This window comes from Bacillus yapensis (genome assembly GCF_005280205.1).
GTDB classification, from domain to species: Bacteria; Bacillota; Bacilli; order Bacillales; family Cytobacillaceae; genus Robertmurraya; species Robertmurraya yapensis.
Map to the genome: position 1 here is coordinate 60,883 of NZ_SUND01000005.1, position 24,605 is coordinate 85,487.

Annotated in this window: 27 protein-coding genes; all 27 read right to left on the reverse strand. The window is 41.4% G+C overall.

Translation table 11 applies throughout. The features are described from left to right. Window positions 1-59 precede the first annotated feature (59 nt). Entirely contained in the window at window positions 60-1,568 is a 1,509-nt protein-coding gene (atpA, locus tag FAR12_RS07970; protein WP_126408144.1) for a F0F1 ATP synthase subunit alpha, read from the reverse strand. A gap of 53 nt (window positions 1,569-1,621) precedes the next feature. Then, entirely contained in the window at window positions 1,622-2,158 is a 537-nt protein-coding gene (locus tag FAR12_RS07975; RefSeq protein ID WP_126408146.1) for a F0F1 ATP synthase subunit delta, read from the reverse strand. Window positions 2,159-2,160: 2 nt separating this feature from the next. Continuing rightward, a complete protein-coding gene (gene atpF / locus FAR12_RS07980) occupies window positions 2,161-2,685 on the reverse strand; it encodes a F0F1 ATP synthase subunit B (RefSeq protein ID WP_126408148.1) in 525 nt (174 codons plus the stop codon). 118 nt (window positions 2,686-2,803) lie between these two features. After that, entirely contained in the window at window positions 2,804-3,016 is a 213-nt protein-coding gene (gene atpE, locus FAR12_RS07985; protein WP_126408150.1) for a F0F1 ATP synthase subunit C, read from the reverse strand. Window positions 3,017-3,080: 64 nt separating this feature from the next. Then, window positions 3,081-3,806: a F0F1 ATP synthase subunit A gene (gene atpB, locus FAR12_RS07990; RefSeq protein WP_126408331.1), complete on the reverse strand. Its 726-nt coding sequence runs from the start codon at window positions 3,804-3,806 to the stop codon at window positions 3,081-3,083. 21 nt (window positions 3,807-3,827) lie between these two features. Further along, the gene (locus tag FAR12_RS07995) at window positions 3,828-4,202 is read right to left on the reverse strand and encodes an ATP synthase subunit I (protein WP_126408152.1); all 375 of its coding nucleotides are present in this window, start codon (window positions 4,200-4,202) and stop codon (window positions 3,828-3,830) included. 6 nt (window positions 4,203-4,208) lie between these two features. Then, on the reverse strand, window positions 4,209-4,430 hold the full coding sequence (locus FAR12_RS08000; RefSeq protein ID WP_126408154.1) for an AtpZ/AtpI family protein: 222 nt from the start codon (window positions 4,428-4,430) through the stop codon (window positions 4,209-4,211). 226 nt (window positions 4,431-4,656) lie between these two features. Next, window positions 4,657-6,906, reverse strand: coding sequence for a S8 family serine peptidase (locus FAR12_RS08005; protein ID WP_126408156.1), 2,250 nt, complete (start codon window positions 6,904-6,906; stop codon window positions 4,657-4,659). Window positions 6,907-7,391: 485 nt separating this feature from the next. Next, entirely contained in the window at window positions 7,392-8,153 is a 762-nt protein-coding gene (locus FAR12_RS08010; protein ID WP_342772301.1) for a nuclease-related domain-containing protein, read from the reverse strand. 26 nt (window positions 8,154-8,179) lie between these two features. After that, window positions 8,180-8,338, reverse strand: coding sequence for a hypothetical protein (locus FAR12_RS23370; RefSeq protein WP_170972135.1), 159 nt, complete (start codon window positions 8,336-8,338; stop codon window positions 8,180-8,182). A 361-nt stretch (window positions 8,339-8,699) separates the two neighbouring features. Then, a complete protein-coding gene (gene wecB / locus FAR12_RS08015; RefSeq protein ID WP_126408160.1) occupies window positions 8,700-9,854 on the reverse strand; it encodes a non-hydrolyzing UDP-N-acetylglucosamine 2-epimerase in 1,155 nt (384 codons plus the stop codon). 23 nt (window positions 9,855-9,877) lie between these two features. Further along, window positions 9,878-10,507 (reverse strand): uracil phosphoribosyltransferase, encoded by a 630-nt coding sequence (gene upp, locus FAR12_RS08020; RefSeq protein ID WP_126408162.1) that lies wholly within the window; start codon window positions 10,505-10,507, stop codon window positions 9,878-9,880. Between the two features lie 159 nt (window positions 10,508-10,666). After that, a complete protein-coding gene (gene glyA / locus FAR12_RS08025; protein ID WP_126408164.1) occupies window positions 10,667-11,908 on the reverse strand; it encodes a serine hydroxymethyltransferase in 1,242 nt (413 codons plus the stop codon). A gap of 440 nt (window positions 11,909-12,348) precedes the next feature. Further along, window positions 12,349-12,921, reverse strand: a complete 573-nt coding sequence (locus tag FAR12_RS08030) for a TIGR01440 family protein (protein WP_126408166.1) — start codon at window positions 12,919-12,921, stop codon at window positions 12,349-12,351. Between the two features lie 16 nt (window positions 12,922-12,937). Continuing rightward, window positions 12,938-13,381, reverse strand: coding sequence for a ribose 5-phosphate isomerase B (gene rpiB / locus FAR12_RS08035; RefSeq protein WP_126408168.1), 444 nt, complete (start codon window positions 13,379-13,381; stop codon window positions 12,938-12,940). 181 nt (window positions 13,382-13,562) lie between these two features. Then, complete coding sequence (locus tag FAR12_RS08040; protein WP_126408170.1) at window positions 13,563-14,858, reverse strand: methyl-accepting chemotaxis protein; 1,296 nt, start codon at window positions 14,856-14,858, stop codon at window positions 13,563-13,565. Window positions 14,859-14,881: 23 nt separating this feature from the next. Next, entirely contained in the window at window positions 14,882-15,322 is a 441-nt protein-coding gene (locus FAR12_RS08045; RefSeq protein ID WP_126408172.1) for a low molecular weight protein arginine phosphatase, read from the reverse strand. A 218-nt stretch (window positions 15,323-15,540) separates the two neighbouring features. Continuing rightward, entirely contained in the window at window positions 15,541-16,092 is a 552-nt protein-coding gene (locus FAR12_RS08050; protein ID WP_126408174.1) for a manganese efflux pump MntP, read from the reverse strand. A gap of 77 nt (window positions 16,093-16,169) precedes the next feature. After that, complete coding sequence (locus tag FAR12_RS08055; protein ID WP_126408176.1) at window positions 16,170-17,216, reverse strand: L-threonylcarbamoyladenylate synthase; 1,047 nt, start codon at window positions 17,214-17,216, stop codon at window positions 16,170-16,172. A 145-nt stretch (window positions 17,217-17,361) separates the two neighbouring features. Continuing rightward, window positions 17,362-17,808 (reverse strand): GNAT family N-acetyltransferase, encoded by a 447-nt coding sequence (locus FAR12_RS08060; protein WP_126408178.1) that lies wholly within the window; start codon window positions 17,806-17,808, stop codon window positions 17,362-17,364. A 114-nt stretch (window positions 17,809-17,922) separates the two neighbouring features. Further along, a complete protein-coding gene (spoIIR, locus tag FAR12_RS08065; RefSeq protein WP_246010342.1) occupies window positions 17,923-18,591 on the reverse strand; it encodes a stage II sporulation protein R in 669 nt (222 codons plus the stop codon). A 616-nt stretch (window positions 18,592-19,207) separates the two neighbouring features. After that, window positions 19,208-20,068 carry a peptide chain release factor N(5)-glutamine methyltransferase gene (gene prmC, locus FAR12_RS08070; protein ID WP_126408180.1) on the reverse strand — a complete coding sequence of 287 codons (861 nt, stop codon included), beginning with the start codon at window positions 20,066-20,068 and terminating at the stop codon, window positions 19,208-19,210. Continuing rightward, on the reverse strand, window positions 20,061-21,134 hold the full coding sequence (gene prfA / locus FAR12_RS08075) for a peptide chain release factor 1 (RefSeq protein ID WP_126408182.1): 1,074 nt from the start codon (window positions 21,132-21,134) through the stop codon (window positions 20,061-20,063). The genes prmC and prfA overlap by 8 nt, the downstream gene beginning before the upstream one ends. Window positions 21,135-21,578: 444 nt before the next feature. Next, window positions 21,579-21,983 carry a hypothetical protein gene (locus FAR12_RS08080; RefSeq protein WP_126408184.1) on the reverse strand — a complete coding sequence of 135 codons (405 nt, stop codon included), beginning with the start codon at window positions 21,981-21,983 and terminating at the stop codon, window positions 21,579-21,581. A gap of 80 nt (window positions 21,984-22,063) precedes the next feature. Further along, entirely contained in the window at window positions 22,064-22,681 is a 618-nt protein-coding gene (locus FAR12_RS08085) for a thymidine kinase (protein ID WP_126408186.1), read from the reverse strand. A 213-nt stretch (window positions 22,682-22,894) separates the two neighbouring features. After that, a complete protein-coding gene (rpmE, locus tag FAR12_RS08090; protein ID WP_126408188.1) occupies window positions 22,895-23,107 on the reverse strand; it encodes a 50S ribosomal protein L31 in 213 nt (70 codons plus the stop codon). 180 nt (window positions 23,108-23,287) lie between these two features. Continuing rightward, complete coding sequence (rho, locus tag FAR12_RS08095; protein ID WP_170972145.1) at window positions 23,288-24,556, reverse strand: transcription termination factor Rho; 1,269 nt, start codon at window positions 24,554-24,556, stop codon at window positions 23,288-23,290. Window positions 24,557-24,605: the final 49 nt, after the last annotated feature.

Below are 24,605 nucleotides of genomic sequence, written 5' to 3' on the forward strand. Positions count from 1 at the left end.
TCAAGATTGTCGAGCAAGGGTGAGAATCAAACACCCTTGCGTTCTAATATAGACCCGTATTACTCAGATACTGCGAAAGATTTTTTGAATTCGTTAATTGCTGCTGCCATCTCATCATCAGTTGGAAGCACTTTCGTAGTAGCAATATGGTCTAACACATTCTTGTGATTGTGGTCTAACCATGAAAGGAATTCAGATTCGAAACGACGAATATCCTCTAACGGAATATCATCTAAGAAGCCACGTGTTAACGCATATAGAATCGCAACTTGCTTTTCTACTTTTAATGGCTTGTTCAGATCTTGTTTTAATACCTCTACTGTACGAGCACCACGCTCTAATTTCGCTTTAGTTGCTTTATCAAGGTCAGAACCGAATTGAGCAAATGCCTCAAGCTCACGGTATGAAGCAAGGTCAAGACGTAATGTACCAGCTACCTGCTTCATCGCTTTAATTTGCGCAGATCCTCCTACACGAGATACGGAAAGACCGGCATTAATCGCTGGACGTACACCAGAGAAGAATAGGTCAGATTGTAAGAAAATTTGTCCATCAGTAATGGAGATAACGTTTGTTGGGATATAAGCAGAAACGTCACCTGCTTGAGTTTCGATGAATGGAAGAGCTGTGATTGAACCAGCACCCTTTGCATCACTTAACTTCGCAGCGCGCTCTAATAAACGGCTGTGTAAGTAGAATACATCCCCTGGATATGCTTCACGACCTGGAGGACGACGTAATAATAGGGAAAGTTCACGGTAAGCAGATGCTTGTTTTGTCAAGTCATCATATACAACTAACACGTGTTTTCCTTGTAACATGAACTCTTCAGCCATTGATACACCAGCATAAGGAGCTAGGTATAGTAATGGAGCTGGTTGAGATGCAGATGCAGTAACAACGATTGAATACTCCATTGCACCGTTTTTACGTAAAGTTTCAACGAGTCCACGAACTGTTGATTCTTTTTGTCCGATTGCCACATAGATACAAATCATGTCTTGACCCTTTTGGTTCAAGATTGTATCGATCGCAACAGATGTTTTACCAGTTTGACGGTCACCGATGATCAACTCACGTTGTCCGCGTCCGATTGGCACAAGAGCGTCAATCGCTTTAATTCCCGTTTGAAGTGGCTCGTGTACGGATTTACGATCCATAACACCGAAAGCCGGACTTTCAATTGGGCGAGTTTTTGTTGTATTGATTGGTCCCATGCCATCCACTGGTTGTCCTAGTGGGTTCACTACACGACCGATTAGTTCTTCCCCTACAGGAACCTCCATGATACGGCCTGTACGACGAACTTCGTCACCTTCACGGATGTCTGTGAAAGGTCCTAAAATGATGATACCGACGTTATTTTCTTCAAGGTTTTGTGCCATACCCATAACGCCATTTGAAAATTCAAGAAGCTCTCCAGCCATGACATTGTCGAGGCCATGAGCACGAGCGATACCGTCACCGACTGTGATAACCGTACCTACATCACTCACTTGAATTTCCGACTGATAGTTTTCAATCTGCTTTTTTATCAGCGCACTAATTTCTTCAGAATTGATGCTCATGAGTTTCACCCCTATCTACGAATAGAATGCGTCCGTTGACGCAATACCTGTTCTTAACTTAAAAGTGTTCTTTCTAAACGCTCTAGCTTTCCGCTTAAAGACCCGTCGAAAATACGATTTCCGATGCGTACCTTTACGCCGCCGAGCAAGTTAGAATCCACGATATTATTGATACGAAGAGAAGTTTTGCCAACCTTTTTCGCAAAAGTTGAAGATAAAGCTTCACGTTCTTCGTCTGTTAAAGGACGAATCGTGTATACTAGTGCTTCTGCAATTCCTCTATCTTCATTTGCCAATTGGATAAATTCATCAGCGACAGCTGTGATTTCATTCACACGATGGCGGTCGATTAATAACATAAGTGTATTTAACACATATGTATTTACATGTAAAAATGCATTCTTCAAAATCTCTTTCTTCTTTTCAATCGGAAGCTTTGGAGATTTTAAGACAGCATTTAATTCAGCATTATCTACCAATACCTCTTTTACTACACGAAGCTCTGCTTCCATCTGGTCAAGAAGGTTATGTTCTTTCGAGAGCTGGAAAAGAGCCGATGCATAGCGTTTTGCTACACCTGAGCTACTCATCGTTATCTCCCGCCTTCTTGAATGTATTCGTTAATTAGCTTTTCTTGATCTTCTACAGAAAGCTCTTTTTCAATAACTTTAGAAGCGATTAGAACAGATAGAGAAGCGACTTGCTCGCGAATAGCCGCGACAGCCTTTTCCTTTTGCTGATCAATCTCAAGTTTAGCAGATTCTTTTAAGCGTTCAGCTTCTGTACGCGCCAATGCGATGATTTCCTCACGTTGGAGGTCACCTTGCTTTTTCGCGTTTTCAATTAAGCCTTGTGCTTCTGTACGCGCTTCCTTTAAAAGATTGCGCTGTTCTTCTACTAATTGGTGAGCTTCAGTACGACTTTGCTCAGCAGAATTTATTTCATTCGCAATGTGGTCTTCACGTTGTTTCATGATACCCATTAATGGACCCCATGCAAACTTTTTAAGTAAAGCCATCAAAATTAAGAACATGATAAGTTGGAATGCAATATCCCCACCGTTAAAATTGCTACCATGTGCTTCTGCAGCACCTAAAACTAGACTATTTGTTAACACCCTCAGGTTCACTCCCTTCAAGAGTCGTTCACTTCAATAGAAGAATGATTATTGACATAAAGGAATGGCGAAGCTACTCATAAAAGATCTTCGCCATTTTTAACATATTAATTAATGATTAGCCACCGATTACCATGAATGCGATAACTACCGCGATGATAGGAATCGCCTCAACTAATGCAACCCCGATGAACATAGTAGTTTGAAGCATACCACGTGCTTCTGGTTGACGAGCGATACCCTCAACTGTACGAGATACGATAAGACCGTTACCAATACCAGCACCTAGTGCTGCTAAACCGATTGCGATTGCTGCTGCTATAACACCCATTATAAATTTCCTCCTTAAATGTATAAAAATAGATTATTTGTCCAATGATTGAACAAGGTTTATATTAATGGTCTGAACTCACTTTGTGTGAGAGGTAAACCATTGTTAACATACAGAAAATAAATGCTTGGATTGCGCCGACAAAGACTGAGAATCCTTGCCAAGCTAACATAGGAACAATTGCAGCGAATGCGCCACCAACTGTTGATGCAAGGGTTCCAGAAAGTAATGTTAAGAGAATTTCCCCAGCATAGATGTTTCCGTAAAGACGAAGACCAAGAGTTAAAGTGTTAGCAAATTCCTCAATGATCTTAATCGGGAACATAAACCAAAATGGTTTGAAGAATTCCTTCCCGTATGATGAGAATCCTTTGAGCTTAACCCCATAGTAATGGGAAAGTGCCACAACCAACGTTGCTAACGTTAATGTTACAACTGGGTCAGCTGTTGGTGATTTCCACCATAAATCACCTTTGTAGGTAATTGAAAACGGTAGCCCTAACATATTAGATACAAAGACATACATAATGATTGTGATTCCTAATATGTGGAACCGTCCACCGTCTTTCCAATCCATCGTGCTGTTGATGATGTTTTTCACAAAATCCATGACCCATTCGAAAAAGTTTTGCATTCCCGTTGGTTTCATGGCCAGCCTTCTGGTCGAAATTACAGCGATTAAAAATACAATGGCACTGGCAATCGTAATCATGAGCACATTTGCTAAATTAAAGGTAATCGTTGTGATACCAAAAAAATCTAAATGATACAATGGAGCTCCATGATGCACAGTATTCACCTCTCTTCTCCGCTAATTATGTGGATGAATCGCTTGCTTGAAAAATTTTATCATAATGACAAAATATGGTGTCATTAAACCCAAAATCACGCTATACAAATGAATTGAATCAGGATACTTAACCGCGAGCATGACTGCTAAAATAGCTGTGGCCATTCTAGAAATCATCCCAAGAGAGCGAACTTTCTCTCCCCTTACAACCGCATCACCGAACTTGTCCATCCGTTTTGCTAATAGCCACATATTAAAGAGGCCAAAAGCAGTTCCAAGAATTAAACCTAAAAAGATAGTTTGATATGAAGTGAAGCCCCAGCCCAGGACATAGATGGATAACAAAAATAGTATGTATCTCTGTTGTTGTCGGTAAATTGTTTGTACATCCGGCATCGTTGATTATTCTCCTGAAAAGAAATGTTGGATTAATCGTAGCATTGCGTATACACCCGCCACTAAACCGATTAATAGTCCAATTATTAAGAAAAGTGGTTCGGTTCCAATTTCACGATCGAGCCATCTCCCAAGGAAGATGCCAATCAGCACGGATCCGACTAATTGAGAAAGAATCGCGGACATTAACGCCATCGCTTGGAATGGGTGGCGATTATTCTGTTTCATAGTAACGCATCCTCTCTTTAAGAGAATGGTAAGAAGGCTGTTATTGATGACTTCAAATTATTTCAAAAAAGTATAAACGCTTTCTTATATATAGATGATGAAAACCTTACCATTTATACCCTTTGTAAGCATACAATAGGGACAAATCAATGTCAATGCGTTTATAGTGAAAAAGATCACACGAATAACAGCCAATTTTATACATGTTCACAAAATATTCAAATTTTCACTCATTGACATATTGCATAATATTTTTTTCTTGTTCCACGATCTCTTTTACAATAAAAATCGTCGTTTCGATCATATCCTCCCTCCCGTGTTTTTTCGCAAAAACTTTTGCCAAATATAATCCATCTGCTGGTAAATCCTCGAATGAAATTTCTTCCTTTAATTGTCCTTTCCCGACTTTTCTTTTTGCATCTAAGAAACCAACAAATTGAAAGGTATCTGGATTAAAGAGAGCAATCCCAAATTCATCTGCTCCGCCAGGCAAATACACTTCATATCGATAGGTTCCCTGTTTATCACCTAATCCAAAATCAAATCCCATCACACGTGGATAATTCGGCTCTTCTAGCACATACAGGTAAGGCAAGCGTATTTTTTGTGAACCAGCCTGCATCTCTATATAACCATCATGAATTTTTTTCTTTAATTCTTTTGGATTGACGTTCATCTTGATGGCGACCTTCTTTTTTTCCTTTGGTATAAGGGTAAAAAAAATTGGCATATCCCAGCTGATCCCCTGCTCATATTTCGGAATCGTAAACGCATAAGATTGCTGCTCGTCGCTCACATTTTCAATCGTGATATATTGTCTATGAGTATGAGGTTCTTCTGCTAGTTTAAATTTTCCAAATTGAAGAGAAGACGGAAGCACAAGTGAATTTGTTTTAATCGCATCTTCCACTTGAATTCGACCTGCCCCTTGTTCATAAGTGCGATAGCTGTGACCCTTCTGATCGGTGAGTGGTTTAGCCGTATTCATAAGCGCGGCTTTGATTTCGTCTGGCGACCAATCTGGATGTGCCTGCTTAATGAGGGCACTCGCACCTGCCACATGGGGCGCTGCCATACTGGTTCCTTGCAGAGCCAGGTAACCGCCTGGAACCGTGCTCGTGATCGCAACCCCAGGGGCAACCACGTCTGGCTTGACCTCCCAAGTAGATGTGACTGGTCCTCTAGAGCTAAAGTCGGCAAGAAGGTCCTTTTCTTCTATTATATTTGTCCGGGCATAGGCGTTGTCTGTAATTCGGGCCTTGAGTCGTTTGCCATCTTTTTTTGAAATGGTCGTAACCGGAATGTCTATCTCTGCCTCCAGATTACCAATGAAGCTACCATTTACATTGTTGTAGATCACGACCGCTACTGCACCCGCGCGATTGGCGTTATTTGCTTTTTCGGTAAAAGTAAGTTCGCCACGTTCTAGGAGAACAATTTTTCCTCGCGCATTCGTTAATTCATTCGGCTTCCCTAATCCGCCAAACACAATTGGATAGGATCGATCAAGCTTCCAATTTTGCGCTCCTTGCATCGGTTCGAGTCGAACTGGTTCGGTTAGACCATCGATAGTTAGATAAGGAACTTTTAGTGTTGGAGTTGACGCACCGACAGATATTGCTTTCGTTGCCGTACCTGGAGATCCCACTGTCCACATATTTGGTCCAGAGTTACCAGAAGAGGTAACTGGAACGATTCCTTTTTCAGCAGCCTTATTGAGCGCTAGACTAATTGGGAGGTCTGGCCCATTAACGTTGTTCCCAAGGGACAAATTGAGGACATCGACCTTGTCCTTGATTGCTTGTTCAATCGCTGCAAGCACTTGTTCTGTCGTTCCCGATCCCCCTGGCCCGAGTGCACGATAAGCAATGACTTCTGCTTCAGGAGCGACTCCATTAATCCGTCCGTTGGCTGCAATGACGCCAGCAACATGTGTCCCATGAAGGGTAATTGGGGTTTGAAGTGCCTCTGATTCCATTGGGTCCTTGTCTCCGTCGACCAAATCATGCCCACCTTTGTAGCTTCTTCTCAAGTCAGGATGATTGTAGTCGATGCCGGTATCAATAATCCCAACCTTGATTCCCTTTCCGGTTAGGCGATGGTCCCCTTGGTCAAACAGTCCTCTCGCCTGATCGCTTCCGATAATTTCAATATTGTCTTCCATTTGGGTTTTGTAGGTTTGCACTGGTGAAACGAGCTCCACTTTGTTTGATTCTTCAAGTTTAGTGAGCGATGCTAGGCTACCTTTTACAGAAAAACCATTGAGGGCATGCTGAAAAGTGTATCTTAATTGGAGATCAGGATAGTCGTTGAGAATGTATTTGATTGCTGTTTCGGTGAGTGGGTTTGGAGCGGTGACGATGGCAATTTTTTCAGTTTGTGGCGACTCCTCTGGGATTGGAGGATGCTCAAGCGGGCGAGCGTATGCGGTTTGTGTGATGGTTAGTAGAATGACTGTGATGAGTAATTTCTTCATGGTCAAACATCCTCTTTTTCCATAGAATGTTCTTGTTTTGAGGAGAGTATGCGTCTAGATTGTTTGAATTTACTCCATTTTGATAGTCAAACCCAACCAAAATAGGTCGATTTGTTAGAATTGCACGTACATTAGGCAGAATCGCGTAGATTTGGTGGTTAATCGCTTGGGTTTAGCTACCATTTGCGTAGAATTCGCAGCTGATTGCGTAGTTTGCAGAAGTAATTGCGTATTTCCAAAAAAAGGTACAATTTTTCAGTTGTTACGCACGAGTTCAGCCTCAGAACAAGTTGGATTTACGGCCGAGCGTGTGACTTTGACTGTCTATTACCTATTTCAGGGAAAACCCAACCAAAAATAGGTCATTATTAAGCTGATTGCGTGAAATTGAAATAGATACGCACGGTTTTCGAGGTCGATTGCGTGGGTTTGACAGTTTTTTGCGTATTTCTCTGGGGTGATTGCGTATTACTCCAATGACAACATTACAAATGATAAGTCTTATTTTTCGTTGTACCCGATTGCTTGAGCTTCATCCCTAATAACAAACTTCGTGCCACGTTTCTTGATTCGATACGGAGAAACTCGCGACATTGCTCGTTCGTTATCGTCTGGCCCATAATTGTAAAATAATCTTCAATAGCTTTGTGATGAGCATTATTTAAAGTTTCTTGACACGATGGACATTTCCAAATTCCGTGACGATAGTTCATGTGGATAAATTCACAAGCTGGACACTGAACGCCAGTAATAATTTCTTTCGGATCAATACCATAGTGTTGTAGAATATCCAGTTTTAGAGGGGTATCATGCTTTAACAATGTTCGAGTTAATTTTCGATATTCCTTTTGATCAATTGGATCATTGTACAATTTTTCGATGGTGATAATTTTGTTTGGCAGATGCTCCGCGTGAAAGACTTTTTGATAGATTTGAGGATTGTTACTGCGAATGATAGAGGAGGGATAGCTAATGATAACTCTATGTTCTATTGGGAGAAGAGGAAGTTTGTTTTTCTGGAGCCAATTTTTCAATTGAATATGATGCCTTTCTACTTGATTAATTGGATTGGAAAAACCTTCTTCTTTTTCATTAATTGTTCTGATGAATTGTTCTGATTCTTTATCAAAGTATAAGGTTCCGAGAATATTTTTTACATCTGAAATTAGGATATAACGAGGGCAAAGGAGAAGAGTATCCATTTGAAAACCATGGCCGTGCTCATTTACTAGACGGATATCTCGAATTACATCATATTCTTCAGGTAAAAAATTTAGATAATAGGATAGATTTTGTTCACCTTATAACCAGCTTTCCGTTTAGCCTGGTCCTCTTCGATTTCTTTTCTTTTTATATGGTCCTTAAGCAATCTTCGAAGGAGAACTTCATTCTGTTTCATTCTAAATGGATACTGTAATTCTTTTAAAACCATCTCATTCACACTCCTAGTATTAAATTGTATAAGAATTTCTCTAAATGACATGTAAATCCTGCCTTTTACATGTGAACATTTATGGAATTGCGCAGGATTTGAGTGGAATTGCACAGTTCACAGGGTTAATCGCGTGAGTCGAGTTACTAATTGCGTAGGTTTTGCTGCTGATTGCGTACTTCTCGGATGTTATTGCGTATTCCCAAAATAAGCTACCATATTTTAGCAGTCGCGCGCAAGTTCATTCTCAAATCAACCGGGATTTACGACCGATCGCGTGGATTTAACTAGTCATTGCACGCTTTCCGAGTGGAATTGCGCATTTCCACCAACCCCAACAAAAAAAACTGACCCCAAGAGGTCAGTTTTTCAATGGATTATAGGATTCTGGTCTTTCGGATGATTGCTTGAAGTAGTAGCTAATTGCATCGCAAATACGTCGGGACGCTTCGCCATCACCGTACGGATTAACTGCTTTCGCCATTTTTTCATAAGCGGCATCATCTGTTAAAAGTTCAGTAGCAAGGCTATAGATTGTATCCTCATCTACTCCAGCCAATTTCAATGTTCCAGCTTCAATTCCCTCTGGACGCTCAGTCGTATCACGTAACACAAGAACCGGTACACCTAGTGAAGGTGCTTCCTCTTGCACGCCGCCTGAGTCTGTTAAAATCAGATGGGCTCTTGATGCAAAGTTATGGAAATCGATCACATCAAGTGGCTCAATTAATCGAATCCGTGGGTCATTCCCTAAAATTTCGTCCGCAATTTCACGCACAACCGGGTTTAAATGAACAGGGTAAATAACCTGTACATCCTTTTGCTCGTCCACAATACGCTTAACCGCACGGAACATATTACGCATTGGCTCTCCAAGGTTTTCACGACGGTGAGCTGTTAAAAGGATCAAGCGGTCATCACCAAGGCTATCTAAAACCTCATGATGATACTCTTCTTTTACCGTTGTTGTTAACGCGTCAATTGCCGTATTCCCCGTAACGAAGATACTTTCATCTTTCTTGTTCTCACGGCGTAAATTTTCCGCAGACATCGTAGTTGGTGAAAAATGCAAGTCAGCCATAACTCCTGTTAGCTGGCGGTTCATTTCCTCAGGGAATGGAGAGTACTTATTCCAAGTACGTAGACCCGCTTCCACGTGTCCCACAACAATTTGATTATAAAAAGCAGCTAAGCTCGCAATAAAAGTAGTTGTCGTGTCGCCATGGACAAGGACAATATCTGGCTTAACTTCTTTCATTACTTTATCTAGACCTTCTAGACCACGAGTTGTTACATCAACAAGGGTTTGGCGGTCCTTCATAATATTTAAATCATAATCAGGTGTGATGCCAAAAATATTTAGCACCTGGTCCAGCATTTGGCGGTGCTGAGCCGTTACCGTTACAATCGATTCGAATCTGTCTGGGTACTTTTGAAGCTCAAGAACGAGTGGTGCCATTTTGATCGCTTCAGGTCTTGTCCCAAAAATTGTCATGACTTTAATCGGCTTGTTCATATGAACACCAACTTTCTTTACTATTACTTCGTACCAAATAGGCGGTCGCCTGCGTCTCCTAGACCAGGAACGATATAGCCTTTTTCATTTAATTTTTCATCTAATGCTGCAATATAAATATCAACATCTGGGTGAGCTTCTTTTACTGCTTCAACACCTTCTGGAGCAGCAATTAAGCACATAAACTTGATATGTTTTGCACCACGATTTTTCAAGGAGTGAATCGCTTCAATAGCAGAGCCACCTGTTGCAAGCATTGGGTCAACGACGATGAAATCTCTTTCCTCAACATCGCTTGGTAATTTTACATAGTATTCAACAGGCTTTAACGTTTTTGGATCGCGATAAAGACCAATATGACCAACCTTTGCAGCTGGAATTAGCTTTAGGATTCCATCTACCATTCCGATCCCTGCACGAAGAATAGGAATGATCCCAAGTTTTTTACCAGAAAGCACTTTAGACGTTGTCTTACTTACTGGAGTTTCAATTTCGATTTCCTCAAGCGGCATATCACGTGTAATTTCAAAAGCCATTAAAGTTGCAACTTCGTCCACAAGCTCGCGGAATTCCTTCGTTCCAGTCCCTTTTTCACGAATGTATGTAAGTTTGTGTTGGATTAATGGGTGATCAAAAACGTATACTTTTGCCATTGCTTTCTCTCCTTTTAATATCGATTAACTATTGTTCAATACACACTTCGTCTAATTTTACAGAAAAAGTTTTTTAAGAGCAACTCATACTTAAAAATGTTAAAGAAATGACACGAAAAAAGGTGAAACTCCGCAATGGAATCTCACCTTTTCGACGCATTATCTATCTTGGTAGAGTGGGAATCTGTTTGTTAGAGCTTCAACACGTTGCTTCGCTTCTTCAAGCTTTGCTTCATCGTCATGATTTTTCAATGTGAAGCTAATGATAGAAGCGATCTCTTCCATCTCAGCTTTTCCGAAACCACGAGACGTTACAGCAGCAGTTCCGATACGAACTCCGCTTGTTACAAATGGACTTTCTGGATCGTAAGGGATCGTGTTTTTGTTCACGGTAATGCCTACTTCGTCAAGGACATGCTCCGCTACTTTTCCTGTAATCCCAAGAGAACGAACATCTACTAATAAAAGATGGTTGTCAGTTCCGCCAGACACAAGCGTTAGGCCTTCTTTTTGTAGCTCTTCAGCTAAATGCTTGGCATTCGTAATAATGGCAGCAGCATAGTCCTTAAAGCTATCTTGTAAAGCTTCGCCAAAGGAAACGGCCTTTGCCGCGATTACGTGCATTAATGGACCACCTTGAATTCCAGGGAAAATCGATTTATCAATTTTCTTCGCGAATTCTTCTTTGCATAAAATCATTCCGCCACGTGGGCCACGAAGGGTTTTATGCGTAGTAGTTGTCACAAAATCTGCATATGGTACTGGGTTTGGATGAAGGCCAGCAGCGACAAGACCAGCGATATGAGCCATATCCACCATCAAATAGGCGCCTACTTCATCAGCGATTTCTCTGAAACGTTTGAAATCAATTACACGAGGGTACGCACTAGCACCGGCAACAATTAGCTTTGGCTTATGAGCACGAGCTTTTTCCAAGACATCGTCATAATTGATTGTATGAGATACCTCGTCCACTCCGTACTCAACAAAATTGTATTGAACACCCGAGAAGTTAACCGGACTTCCATGTGTTAAGTGTCCACCATGAGAAAGATTCATCCCTAGAACCGTATCACCATGCTCAAGAATCGTGAAGTATACAGCCATGTTCGCCTGAGCACCAGAATGAGGCTGAACATTGACATGCTCGGCACCGAAGATTTCCTTCGCACGGTCGCGCGCTAAGTCTTCTACCACATCAACATATTCACAGCCACCATAGTATCGTCTACCTGGGTAGCCTTCTGCGTATTTATTCGTTAAAACAGAACCCTGGGCTTCCATTACTGCTTCACTTACGAAGTTTTCGGACGCAATTAACTCAATTTTTCCACGCTGACGTCCCAATTCTTTTTGGATCGCTTGAAAAACTTGTTCATCCTGCTGTGCTAAATGCTTCATCGTATAATCCCCCTCGTATTCCGTAATATGTATTAACATGTTTTCAATTTTAATCGGTATGTTCGAAAATCGCAAGGAGCAAAATGAATAAATTCCGAATAATAGGACGCTATTTTGAAATAATTGTTCGGTGTTTTAGGAAGTTGCCTTCGCTTGGCTTTTTCCTGAATCAGCTAACCTGCAAGATAAGCGGAATTTTTCCGGTTAAATGTAAAGACGAGCTCGTTTTGAGGTTAATAAGCGGAGGTTTTCCGTCTATTCAAAGCAAAATAGATCATTCTCGTGTTTTTCGGGTCCATAGGGAGAATTTTTCCGGCTATTCACGCCTTTCTTAATAAAAATTACTTAATAAGCGGAATTTTTCCTTCTATCTTCGGTGCTAAAATGTGCGTACTCTCTAATAGAAAAACGGAGCCCCTATCACAAGACAGAAGCTCCAATTAACAAGATTCATTTTCAGGCTTGTTTTCGTATACGGCACGCGCACCGCCAATTAATTTTGGTCGAGTCGTCGCTAAAGTAATATGCGCATTCCCAAGGGATTTCAGCGAAACCCGTACGGGAACAGCAACATGCTTTAAATGCATGCCAATTAAAGTATCGCCGATATCGATGCCCGCTTCCGCTCGAATATGCTCCACCACGACTGGATCGTGCAGATGCTGATAAGCGTAAGTCGCCATCGCCCCACCTGCCTGACGAACCGGGACAACGGTAACTTCATCTAGTCCACGCCCTTCAGCTGTATCTCTTTCAACAACGATCGCTCGATTCAAATGTTCGCAGCATTGAAAAGCAAGCTGAATGCCTGTTTTCTTTTGTAGGGCCTGTAATTGGTTAAAAATCATTGCAGCTACGTCTAGCGATCCTGCTGTTCCGATTTTTTGGCCAATCACTTCACTTGTGCTACATCCGACGACAAAAACCTGATTCTTTCTCAAGGTGACTTGTTGCTGAAATTCATTTAAAATCTTTCCGAGTTGCTGTTCTAAATCTTGCAAATCAGCAGACATGCCAATCCCTCCGATGTTAGTGCTTGCTTTCGTAGTCTGTGATTTTGCCAACACGATTTGCGTGACGTCCACCTTCATACTCTGTTGAGAGCCAAACTGAAGCTATCTCACGTGCTAGACCTGGTCCAATCACGCGCTCTCCCATTGCCAGCATATTCGTGTCATTATGTTGACGTGTGGCCTTTGCGCTGAATACATCATGCACAAGGGCACAACGGATGCCTTTAACCTTGTTAGCCGCAATACTCATGCCGATTCCAGTTCCACAAATCAGAATGCCGCGATCGAATTCTCCAGCCGCAACTTTTTCCGCCACTGGTAAGGCATAATCAGGGTAATCAACAGATGTCTCGCACTCACAACCAAAATCCTCATATTGAATACCTAACTCGTCCATTAACGATTTGATTTCTTCACGAATATTAATACCACCATGATCTGACGCAATTGCAACTTTCATTTGTTTTGCCTCCTCTAATGATACGTTTCCCGCATAATTCGATATTATTTACAAACTTGTTCACGATTTCATTTTGACATATCGCACCTTAAAGATAAAGCTGAAAACATTAAAAACAGGCTCCCTCTTTAGAGAGCCCGTTTCCTGCTGGGGACAAGGAACCTGTCCCCCTGTCCACATTTTATAGCTTGAATCTTGAAATTGTTTTCTTCAATTCCTCAGCTTGTGCTTTTAATTCGAATGCGTGTTTTTCCACGTTTTCAATCACTTGTGCCTGATTGTTCGTTGCCGTTGTTACTTCCTGTGCTCCTGCAGACGTTTCTTCTGCAATTGCCGCAACCTCTTGTGATTGAGTGGATGTATGTTGAATGCTTTCCATTTGTTTATCTACTAAAGTTGTGATTTTTGAAACAGAATCAGCCATTTCATTAACCGTTTGCGTCATCGCTTCAATGACTTCATTAGTCTTGCTACCTTTTTGCGCTTCTTGGTTCGCTACTTCCACCTGATCCGTGATTTGCTTCACAACATTTTGAACCTCTTCTTGAATATTTTTAATTAATTCAGAGATTCCTTGAACAGCTGTCGCACTTTCGTCAGCAAGGGTGCGGACTTCTTCTGCTACAACAGCAAAACCTTTTCCGTGCTCACCGGCACGAGCTGCTTCAATGGAAGCATTCAGGGCAAGTAAGTTTGTTTGTGCAGCAATATCTCCAACAAGCTGGATGATTTGCTCAACCTTTGAAGCATTTTCTTCCAATCTCTTAACCGTTTGCAAAGAACCTTCATTTTCCTGCGCAAGTCTTTGAATACCTGAAACTAACGAATTGATAACCGCCTTTGATTCCTGAAGATCTGTCACCAATTCTTTTGATACTCTTCCAGATTCATTCGCTGTTTCTTGAACCTCTTCCGCAATACGAATGACATCTTCAACAGATTCTGCAGTTGTTTGAATGGAAACCGCTGAGTTATCTGCTCCCATAGAAATTTCCCCGATTGTTCTAGCAATTGCTTCAGCTTGTTCTGCCGCCATAGACGATTCACTAGAAATCGCAATCACTTTTTGATTGGTTTCACGGAAATTCTCATCTATTTTTTGTACCATGTCCTTCAAATTAAGGAGCATGTGGTTAAAAGCAATTCCAAGTGAACGGATTTCATCGTCTGACTTAGAAAGCTCTGCCTCTGTGGAAATATCTCCATGCGCTGCTTTTAACGCAACTTTTTCTAGCTTTTGTAGTGGCTTAATAATGAAACCGGCTGCTACAGCTGCTAAAATCCCCGACCAAACGATTCCAAGGACCAAGGTTAGTATCGTAAATGTAAATTCACTAAACGGTAGAAAATCTTTTACCATCGGGTATAAAAAGTAGATAAAAAGTCCACTCGTCGTATAAGTAATGATGGCCAAAATGGTAATGAATAAAGCAAGTTTCTTTCTTAAACTAAACTTGTATTTCTTTTTTGCCTCCATGCTGCTCCTCCTAATTCCGATCCTTAATCCTCTAATCTCTCTACTATTTTATCGATATTTTCACGAATATCTTTGTAGGTCTTTCGATACATTTCTAACGAACCACCAAACGGATCGATAATATCCCAGTCGAATTCATGACCAGCAAATTCCTTCAGCGTAAATGTTTTTTCATTTGCCTCTGGAAACATGTGGGTAACCGATTCTTTGTGACTTTCCGTCATTGTAAAAATATATGTTGCCCAATTAATCAGTTCCTTCGTCAGCATCGAAGAGTGATGCTCATGGTCAATTTTCTCCTCCTGTAGCACTTGTTGCGCATGTTGGGAGGCTGGATATCCTTCCGCCGCATACACTCCAGCAGATCGCACCTCGACCCCAGGAATATTTTTACTTTTTAAAATTGCTTCTGCTATTGGACTCCGACACGTATTACCCGTGCAAACAAAAAGTATGTTATTCACTTTGGGTCCTCCTTCTTTCTACATTATATGACATTTTTACCAGCGCAAACAGTAAATATAGTAAAAAATGTCGACTTTTGTGAAAATTTTTCGACTTTATCGAAGTCTATTTTCTCAAACTTTGTTTCTTTTGAAACCAAAATTATACAATGTTTTCAATGAAATCTAGCCTTAAGCAATATTTACAAATGAGACCTTTCAAATTAAACAAGCCCCCGTTACAGGAGCAGCAATTTTATCCCAAACGCCATGAGAATACCTCCACCTAGCGCTTCACTATATGTTCCAATCCAACCTTGCACTTTTCGGCCTAGTAGTAAGCCAAGCCATGTTAGAACACAAGCACATACCCCAAAACAAATAAGTACCAACGCCGTTTTTGCTCCATAAATTCCAAGAGACAAGCCGACTGAAAAGCTATCGAGACTGACGCTAATGGAGAAGAGCAAAAGACCAAATCCAACTGGCGCCATTAATTTTCGTTCATCATCCTTGAAGCTTGACCAAATCATTTGCATACCTAAGAGCAACAATAAGCCTCCGCCAAGAAAGGCCGCGATGTCGCCAAAACGATCAGAAAGAAAGCGACCAGCTAGCATCCCAATCATCGGCATGAGCACATGGAACAAACCGATCATAATGCCGATTTTAAAAATTTGCCTCAGTCGTATACGTACCATCCCTATGCCCAGACCGACAGAAAAGGCATCCATCCCAAGAGCAAATGCCATTATGTTTAGTGTAATCATTTCTCCGATAAATTCAGACATTCTTGTGCCTCCCTTGGACCTGCTAGTCTTAGCATATGCAAATACATAGGGGGACAAGTACAAAAATGAAAAAATTTTTAAAGCTCTTCTACAATTTTATGTCCGGCAGCCTTAAGGAGACGATTCATAATCGCATGACCCACGCCATCGTTCCGGAACATTTCACCATAAATAATATCCACATCGGTTTTGTTAAAGCTTCTTAAACTATCATATAAAGCGGTCGCGACCGTTTCGAGCTGCGCCCGTTGCCCACAGACTTGCACGACATCCGCCTCATAATAATCGCTGTTTTCTTCCGTTGTCAGCACGCCTACCTTCAATCCCTCGTGCCTTTTTTCTGCAATCAGTTGCTGGATGAAGTCCCGCGAACCTTTTACTAAAAAGAGCGGGGCGTCTGGCGCATAGTGGGTATACTTCATGCCCGGTGACTTAGGCGCCGCTTGTACATTCGTGAGTGCCGGATCGACTTTGACTTCGCCAATAACAGCTTCAATTTGTTCTTTCGTGACGCCACCTGGTCTTAGAATTTGTGGAATTTCAGCCGTGCAGTCTAATACCGTTGATTCTACGCCAATCCCTGTTGGGCCACCGTCGACAACAGCTGACACACGTCCGTTCAAATCCTCCCATACGTGCATCGCTGTTGTCGGACTTGGTCTTCCGGAGCGATTTGCACTTGGCGCAGCAATTGGTAGTCCTGCAGCATCAATCAGTGCCAAGGCAAGTGGATGCTCAGGCATACGCACTGCCACTGTCTCGAGACCAGCGGTTGCCACATCAGATAAGACGCCATCTTTTTTTTGAAAAATAATCGTCAGTGGACCTGGCCAAAATTTTTCCATTAAAATAGAGGCCGTTGCCGGGATTTCCTTCACAAATTCGTTTAGTTGTTCTTTTTTGCTTATATGAATAATGAGCGGATTATCGCTCGGTCTGCCTTTTGCTTCAAAAATTTTCAGTACCGCCTCATCGGATTTCGCGTTCCCACCGAGTCCATACACGGTTTCTGTTGGAAAAGCGACAACCTCATTTTCCTTTAAAAAAGTAGCGGCTTGTGTAATTTGTGGATAGATATCGAGATTATCCACATTTTTATCCACTATTAGTAACTCTGTCTTCATGATTTTCCACCTTCGTCTTCTCTTTGCTACTACCCTACTCTATCACGTTTGAAAGGAGAAAAAAAGTCGAAGGGAACATATGCTTTATCCACAAATTGTGTATAAAAACGTTCAAAAAGTGGATAACTTTTTGAATATATCCACATTATTGCAGGTTTAACACCATAAATACGGAGTTATCCACAGTTTGGATGTGATTGACATGGTCTGACTCTGCTAATTCTTGTGGAAGATTCTCTTTTTCTTCTTTTTCAAACCCTAGTAATGTGAAAAAAGATAAACTAGATGACCGATTTGTTGCGAGATACAGTTTTTCGATTCCTTTTTCTTTTGCTAGTTTTAGCATTTGTTCAAAAATAAAGAGGAGCTCGTTTTCACCAATTTGAGCGGTAGTCGCAAAAGAGCGCAGCAGTCCGATTTTCCCTAAAGGTTCAATCCCTAATGTCGCTTGAATCCACCCTTTTTCGTCTTCCATGATTAAGAAATAGTCGACTAGGTTCTCGATCCCGTCGGTTCCTAGATTAGCTCCCTGTAAAAATGAAATTAGCTTCTTTGCATCTCCATCCTGTGCATAACGTACCAACATCGCCATCCTCAAACATCCCTTCATCAATTTTCTATTACTATTAATATGAAGTAGATTTGGAGATAGAACTTTTACTAGATTATTTTTTTTTACATGAAAAAAGCCTTGCTAGCGCAAGACTTATCCAAAAATCTTTTCAAAGATTTCTACTAGAAAGTACTTCACTTTAACAGGTTCCTCTTCGTCTTCCACAACAAGAGGTTCCTCTTTTTCTTTTTCAGCTACTTCTTTTTCTACTTCTTTCTCTTCTATTTTCGTCTCTTTATCTTCCTGTTCACTTACCGCGACCCCATTAGAAAAGTCCAAGAAACATAGTGGAGGAAAGAGGACACACCACCAATTTGCCCCTGCTCCTTCTCCGAGCGTTACCAAAATGGCTTCATACTCCCCGGCTGGATATAGAAACTCCCCATATAGCTTTGTAGGGAAATCAACATTGTATTTGAATTCAGCATGAACATCTTGCTTCACGTTATTCTCTAGTAAAACTTTTTCAGCGATTTTTTGAATTTCAGGCATTCCTTCTTGGATAATCCGTCTTGCTTCTTCCACGGATGTTAAATCTTCCACCCATTTTGTTATTTCTAGATTAATCGCATCACGCACTTTACGTTTGATAGCCTGGTCTTCTTCGTTATCACTATTTGCTAAAATTCGAAGTCGAATTGCTTCGCTTGGAATGACCTGCAGTTCGTTTGCTGTCACTTCATTCTTTGGTATGTATAAGCTACAAAGTGTGCCAATCGATAAGATTAATATATAAATAAGTGCCATTTTGTTTGTTTTCAAGTTCCTCCACCCCTTCACCACTCATTGTGGACAGGAGTTAAGAATCTTAAACTATTAAAATGAAATTTTCTTGATAGATGTTTAAGAGGAGTTCGGTGAAATGCGCGTTGGGGGCTGATTTATGCGCGATCACCCCTTGAATATGCACGATCGACTCCGATTTCTGCGTGTTCACTCTTAATTTTCGCGCGTAACCCTCCAAAAATGGTAATTAGAGTTGGAACATCATTCTACCTAAGCTCAGCTATTGATTTTGTACTGTTTTGGCAAAATGTGCAATGAGCGTGTGATTATACGCAATCACCACCCTGAAATACGCAATTACTCGTCTAAAAGACGCAATCCACTCCAAATCCCGCGCGATTCCTCTTGAATCACGCGCATAAACCTCCAAAAATGGTAATTGGGATATGCGGATATCGTTCCAAACATGCATTTTTACTTTCTAATTTACATTTTTTCGGTCAAGCCCATAACTAGTCGAGATTGTTTTACATTGATATCAGCGAAAAACCCTAGATATCGGCGATTTTTCATTTTTATCGGCGAAAATCACGATATATCGGCGATCGCAAAAAAACCTCCCTCATCCTCGAGGAAGGTCCCACCCAAATATCTATCCTATCTCCGCAAACACCATTCGGTCCTTGCCATTAATATCATAAACGACGTCCACTTTAGCACCTGCAAAAGTCTCCGCCAATAACGTCGATACAGCTTCACTTTGACCAGCACCCACTTCAAAACCAATCAGTGCCCGCTCGCCCAGCACACGAGGTAGCTGTTCCATCAAACGACGATAAATATCAAGTCCATCCTCGCCTGCAAATAGTGCTCGATGAGGCTCATGCTCGGTCACCACAACAGACATCGTCTCAATATCACCAACCGGGATGTAGGGTGGATTCGACAAAACTACATCAAACTTTTCCCCAGTACTCAAAAACGGAGCTAGTAAATCGCCCTCAACAAACTGAACCTCAGCGCCTAACGCACGAGCATTCATCTCCGCGACCTCAAGTGACTCCCTCGCAATGTCCGTCGCCACAACCTTCAAGCTCGGTCTCTCTAGCTTCATCGTCACCGCAATCGCACCACTTCCGGTCCCAATATCAAGAAACCTCAAGCCCTCATCAGCCCCAAACAGCCGCTTAATCCGCTCCAACGCTCCATAAACAAGCTCTTCTGTCTCCGGTCGAGGAATTAACACTTCTTTGTTCACCGTAAATCGACGACCGTAAAACTCCTCATAGCCCATCATATATTGAATCGGTTCGCCCTCACCATGCAGAAGGACTGCACGCTCAAACTCCGCCCAAACATCCGCCGAAAGCTCCTCACGAAAATTCGCCAACAACATAGCACGATTCATCCCTAAAAAGTGGCATAGTAATAGCTCCCCAGCATTTTCGTCGCGCCCCTTCTCCGTTAAAAAAGAAGAAGCCCACTTGAGGGCTTCAAACACTTTTTTACTCATTAGAAGCTCTTTCCAATCTCGCAGATTGGTCTTCTAGAATTAACGCATCGATGATCTCATCCATTTTTCCTTGAAGGATTTGATCAAGCTTTTGAATCGTTAAGCCAATGCGGTGGTCCGTAACACGGTTTTGCGGGAAGTTGTAAGTACGGATACGCTCAGAGCGGTCACCTGTACCGACAGCCGATTTACGATTTTGGTCATACTCGGCTTGCGCTTCTTGCTGGAATTTATCGTATACACGAGCACGCAATACCTTCATGGCCTTGTCTCTGTTTTTATGCTGAGATTTTTCATCCTGACATGTAACAACGATGCCTGTAGGAATATGCGTTAAACGAACAGCCGACATCGTCGTGTTAACACTTTGCCCACCTGCTCCAGAAGAAGCGTACGTGTCAAAACGAATATCTTTATCATGAATTTCTACTTCCACTTCTTCCGCCTCTGGTAAAACAACAACCGTTGCCGTAGACGTATGGATACGACCGCCAGACTCAGTTTCTGGAACACGTTGTACACGGTGTGCTCCATTTTCAAACTTCAGCTTGGAATAAGCGCCATTCCCAGTAATCATAAAAATGATTTCTTTGAATCCACCAACACCTGTTGAACTAGATTCGATAACCTCTGTTTTCCAGCCTTGAGATTCAGCAAAACGGCTGTACATACGGTATAAGTCTCCCGCAAATAAAGCTGCTTCATCTCCACCAGCAGCACCACGAATCTCCATGATTACGTTCTTATCATCATTCGGGTCTTTTGGTATTAATAAAATCTTAAGCTTGGCTTGAAGATCTTCGATTTGCTCCTCAAGCTCACCTAATTCCTCTTTCACCATTTCGCGCATATCAGCATCGAGTTTTTCCTCGAGCATTGCCTTTGCATCCTGGAGTTGCTCTTTTACTTCTTTATATTCACGGTAGGTTTCTACCGTTTGTTGAATATCTGATTGTTCCTTAGAATATTCACGTAGCTTTTTCGGATCATTCACAATATCCGGATCACTCAAAAGCTCGTTCAATTTTTCATAGCGATCTTCTACCGCCTGTAATCGATCAAACATATTTTCACCTCAGGTTTATTAAAAAGGTTTCCGTTCAATGAAAAGCGCAAGCGCCTTGCTTAGCCCCGACAAGCGCTGGAAGGGCAGGGGTTGAAGTCTGTTCTTTGGACTTCAACCACTGACCTGAAGCGACCTCGAGGGGCTAGGCGCTGGAGCTAGACAATTCTCAAATTTAACACTAACAATTTAATCTTCATATTAAAAAAGTCTATAACAGTCTAATTATAGTATAGGTGATATACCGCGTCAAAACCAATCCGTAAAAAAACATGCCCAAATCGAGCATGTTGAAATTGTTTAGAATAAAAAGGTGTATCCTTCAGGCTGATTGAAAACGTTTGTCTTTAAAGGCGCGAAGCCTTGGGAGGAGCGGAGTTACCTAGTAGGTAATGAGCACCGGACAAGGCAAAGCAACGAAGAAAGGGAGCGTTTGCCAACAAGAAGTTATTCTTCGTTGACCTTAACCTCAATATCATAATCCGGAAGAGCCTTCATCAAGATTTTATGGAGCCGAGCTTGAGCATCCATTTTCTCTTTTGATGTCAAATCTTCGTCCGTATGGGCCGTGACCCATAAATCATCTCCATTAATCCAAATCGAGTCTGGTGTGAATTCACCTGTATCTTCAATCACTTTTCGCGCATGCTCAGTGTCCCTACGATTATTCCGTTCTGAACCCGTATTGAGCAAATTCGGATTTTGATCGGACATCGTACGGCCAGGAAGCTCATCACCTGTGTGAATCACATTCGTTCCCTTTGTATCATTATTTTTCGTTAGCTCATCCTGAAGATTTCCATCACAGCCCGTGATGATAAAAAGAGTGAGGAATAACAATAACTTTTTCACGCATGACACATCCTTTTTCTTATAGGATGTCCCGCGGTTTCGAACGAAATTCACAAAAAAATAGCCTACTATACAGCAGGCTAGATGGATTCAGATATAACAGGTCTTTCAATTACGTTTGGAGACTTTGGGACTTCATGGTGATGACGGCAACGTGCTTCATACGACTCTGAAGCTCCTACTAAAATGATTGGGTCATCATAAGAAGCCGGACTCCCATTAATCAAGCGTTGCGTTCTGCTTGCTGGATTCCCACAAACTGTACATACAGCCTGAAGCTTCGTTACAGATTCAGCAATTGCCATAATGGCTGGCATTTGGCCAAACGGCTCGCCACGGAAATCCTGGTCAAGACCAGCTGCAATCACGCGATGGCCACTATCAGCTAAATGCTGAATAACTTTGATGATTTCGTCATCGAAAAATTGCACTTCATCGATGGCAATGACATCTTCATCGGACTCAATGTACTTGAAGATATCAGTTGATTGAGCAATTGGAATTGCGTTAACGGATGTACCATTATGAGAGACAACAGCTTCATCACTATAGCGATTATCAATTTTCGGCTTAAACACAGCAATTTTCTGTTTAGCATATTGAGCTCTTCGAACGCGACGAATTAACTCCTCCGATTTACCAGAAAACATGCTTCCGCAAACTACTTCTACCCAGCCGTGATGGTTAACTACATACATGTACAGGTCTCTCCTTCCATGGATACATACGATCTATGTAAACACTTGTTGAATAAGTTAATTTTATAATGGCTAATTTCAAACAAAAAAACAACGTTCTTTTTACCTTATAAATACGGAATCACAGATAATTAATTTTCACATAAAAAATAAAATTGATTCGAATATTAGAAAGAAAAAACAGGCAAAGGTTCTGCCTGTTTTAGTTGATTATTATTGTTCTTGTGACTTAAGGCCGTATTTCTTATTGAATCGATCAACACGTCCGCCAGCTTCAGCGAATTTTTGACGACCAGTATAGAATGGATGGCACTCAGAACAAGTTTCTACACGGATTTCTTCTTGAACAGAACCAGTTTCGAACTCGTTACCGCAAGCACATTTCACCATTGCTTTTTTATAATTTGGATGAATTCCTGCTTTCATTCCTTTTCAGCTCCTTTTCGCCCTGAATCTTTCGAAACAGAGTTATATATGCAGCATAGTATTCCCATGCTGTAAAAAATCATAAACGCACAAAATCTATTATAACAGCGTGATATTTGTTTTGCAATATGGGAAAATTTTTAAGCTGTTTTCGTTTTTTTTCAAGAAAAGAGCCAATTTTTAAGATCTCTTCGCTTTTATTTCCTCATCTAGCTTCGCAAAAAATTCTTCATTTGATTTAGTAGTTTTCAGCTTACGTAAAAACTTTTCAACAAAGTCAGGACTATCAGTCATTGACTTACGAATTGCCCAAAGCTTATCCAGATGATCCTTCGGAATAATAAGCTCTTCTTTACGTGTTCCAGAACGACGAATATCGATCGCAGGGAAAATTCTTCTTTCAGCAAGGGCACGATCTAAGTGAAGCTCAAGGTTACCAGTACCTTTAAACTCTTCATAGATGACATCATCCATACGTGAACCCGTATCAACAAGTGCAGTAGCCAAAATCGTTAAGCTTCCTCCCTCTTCAATGTTACGAGCAGCCCCGAAGAAACGCTTCGGTCTATGGAATGCCGCAGGGTCAATACCACCAGAAAGTGTACGTCCACTTGGAGGAATCACAAGGTTATACGCACGTGCAAGGCGCGTAATGCTGTCCATTAAAATGATAACATCGCGCTTATGCTCAACAAGTCTCATCGCTCTTTCTAGCACAAGTTCAGCCACTTTGATATGGTTTTCTGGAACTTCATCAAATGTCGAGCTGACAACATCACCAGCAACAGAACGTTCAATGTCCGTTACCTCTTCTGGACGTTCATCGATGAGAAGGACGATTAATTCCGCTTCAGGATGATTTGTCGTGATGCTATTCGCAATTTGTTTTAATAGAACCGTTTTACCAGCTTTAGGTGGGGCTACGATTAAGCCACGTTGACCAAATCCAACGGGTGCAATTAAGTCCATAATTCTTGTAGACATATGCTTTGGAGTTGTTTCAAGTTTCATTTGACGGTCAGGATATAGGGGAGTTAAGGCAGGGAAGTGAACCCGCTCTTTCGCAGATTCTGGGTCGTCTCCGTTCACTGCTTCTACATGTAAAAGACCAAAATAGCGCTCATTTTCTTTTGGCGGTCGAACCTTACCAGAAACTTTGTCACCATTTCGCAAATCAAATCTTCTAATTTGCGATGCGGAAATATAAATGTCTTCCGAACTTGGTGAATAGTTAATCGGTCGAAGGAAACCAAAACCTTCTGATTGAATAATTTCGAGTACACCTTCCATGAAGAAATACCCTTCTTGTTCTGCTCTTGCTTTTAAAATCGCAAAAATTAACTCTTTTTTCGTTAGTTTGCTGTAATAAGAAACTCGATAAGTTTTTGCAAGCTCATAAAGTTCCTTTAGTTTCATATTTTCTAATCCAGATATTGTTAAATCCATGATTACACCACTCTTTATATAATAGGTTTCATTTCATTCTATTCTTTAAGCT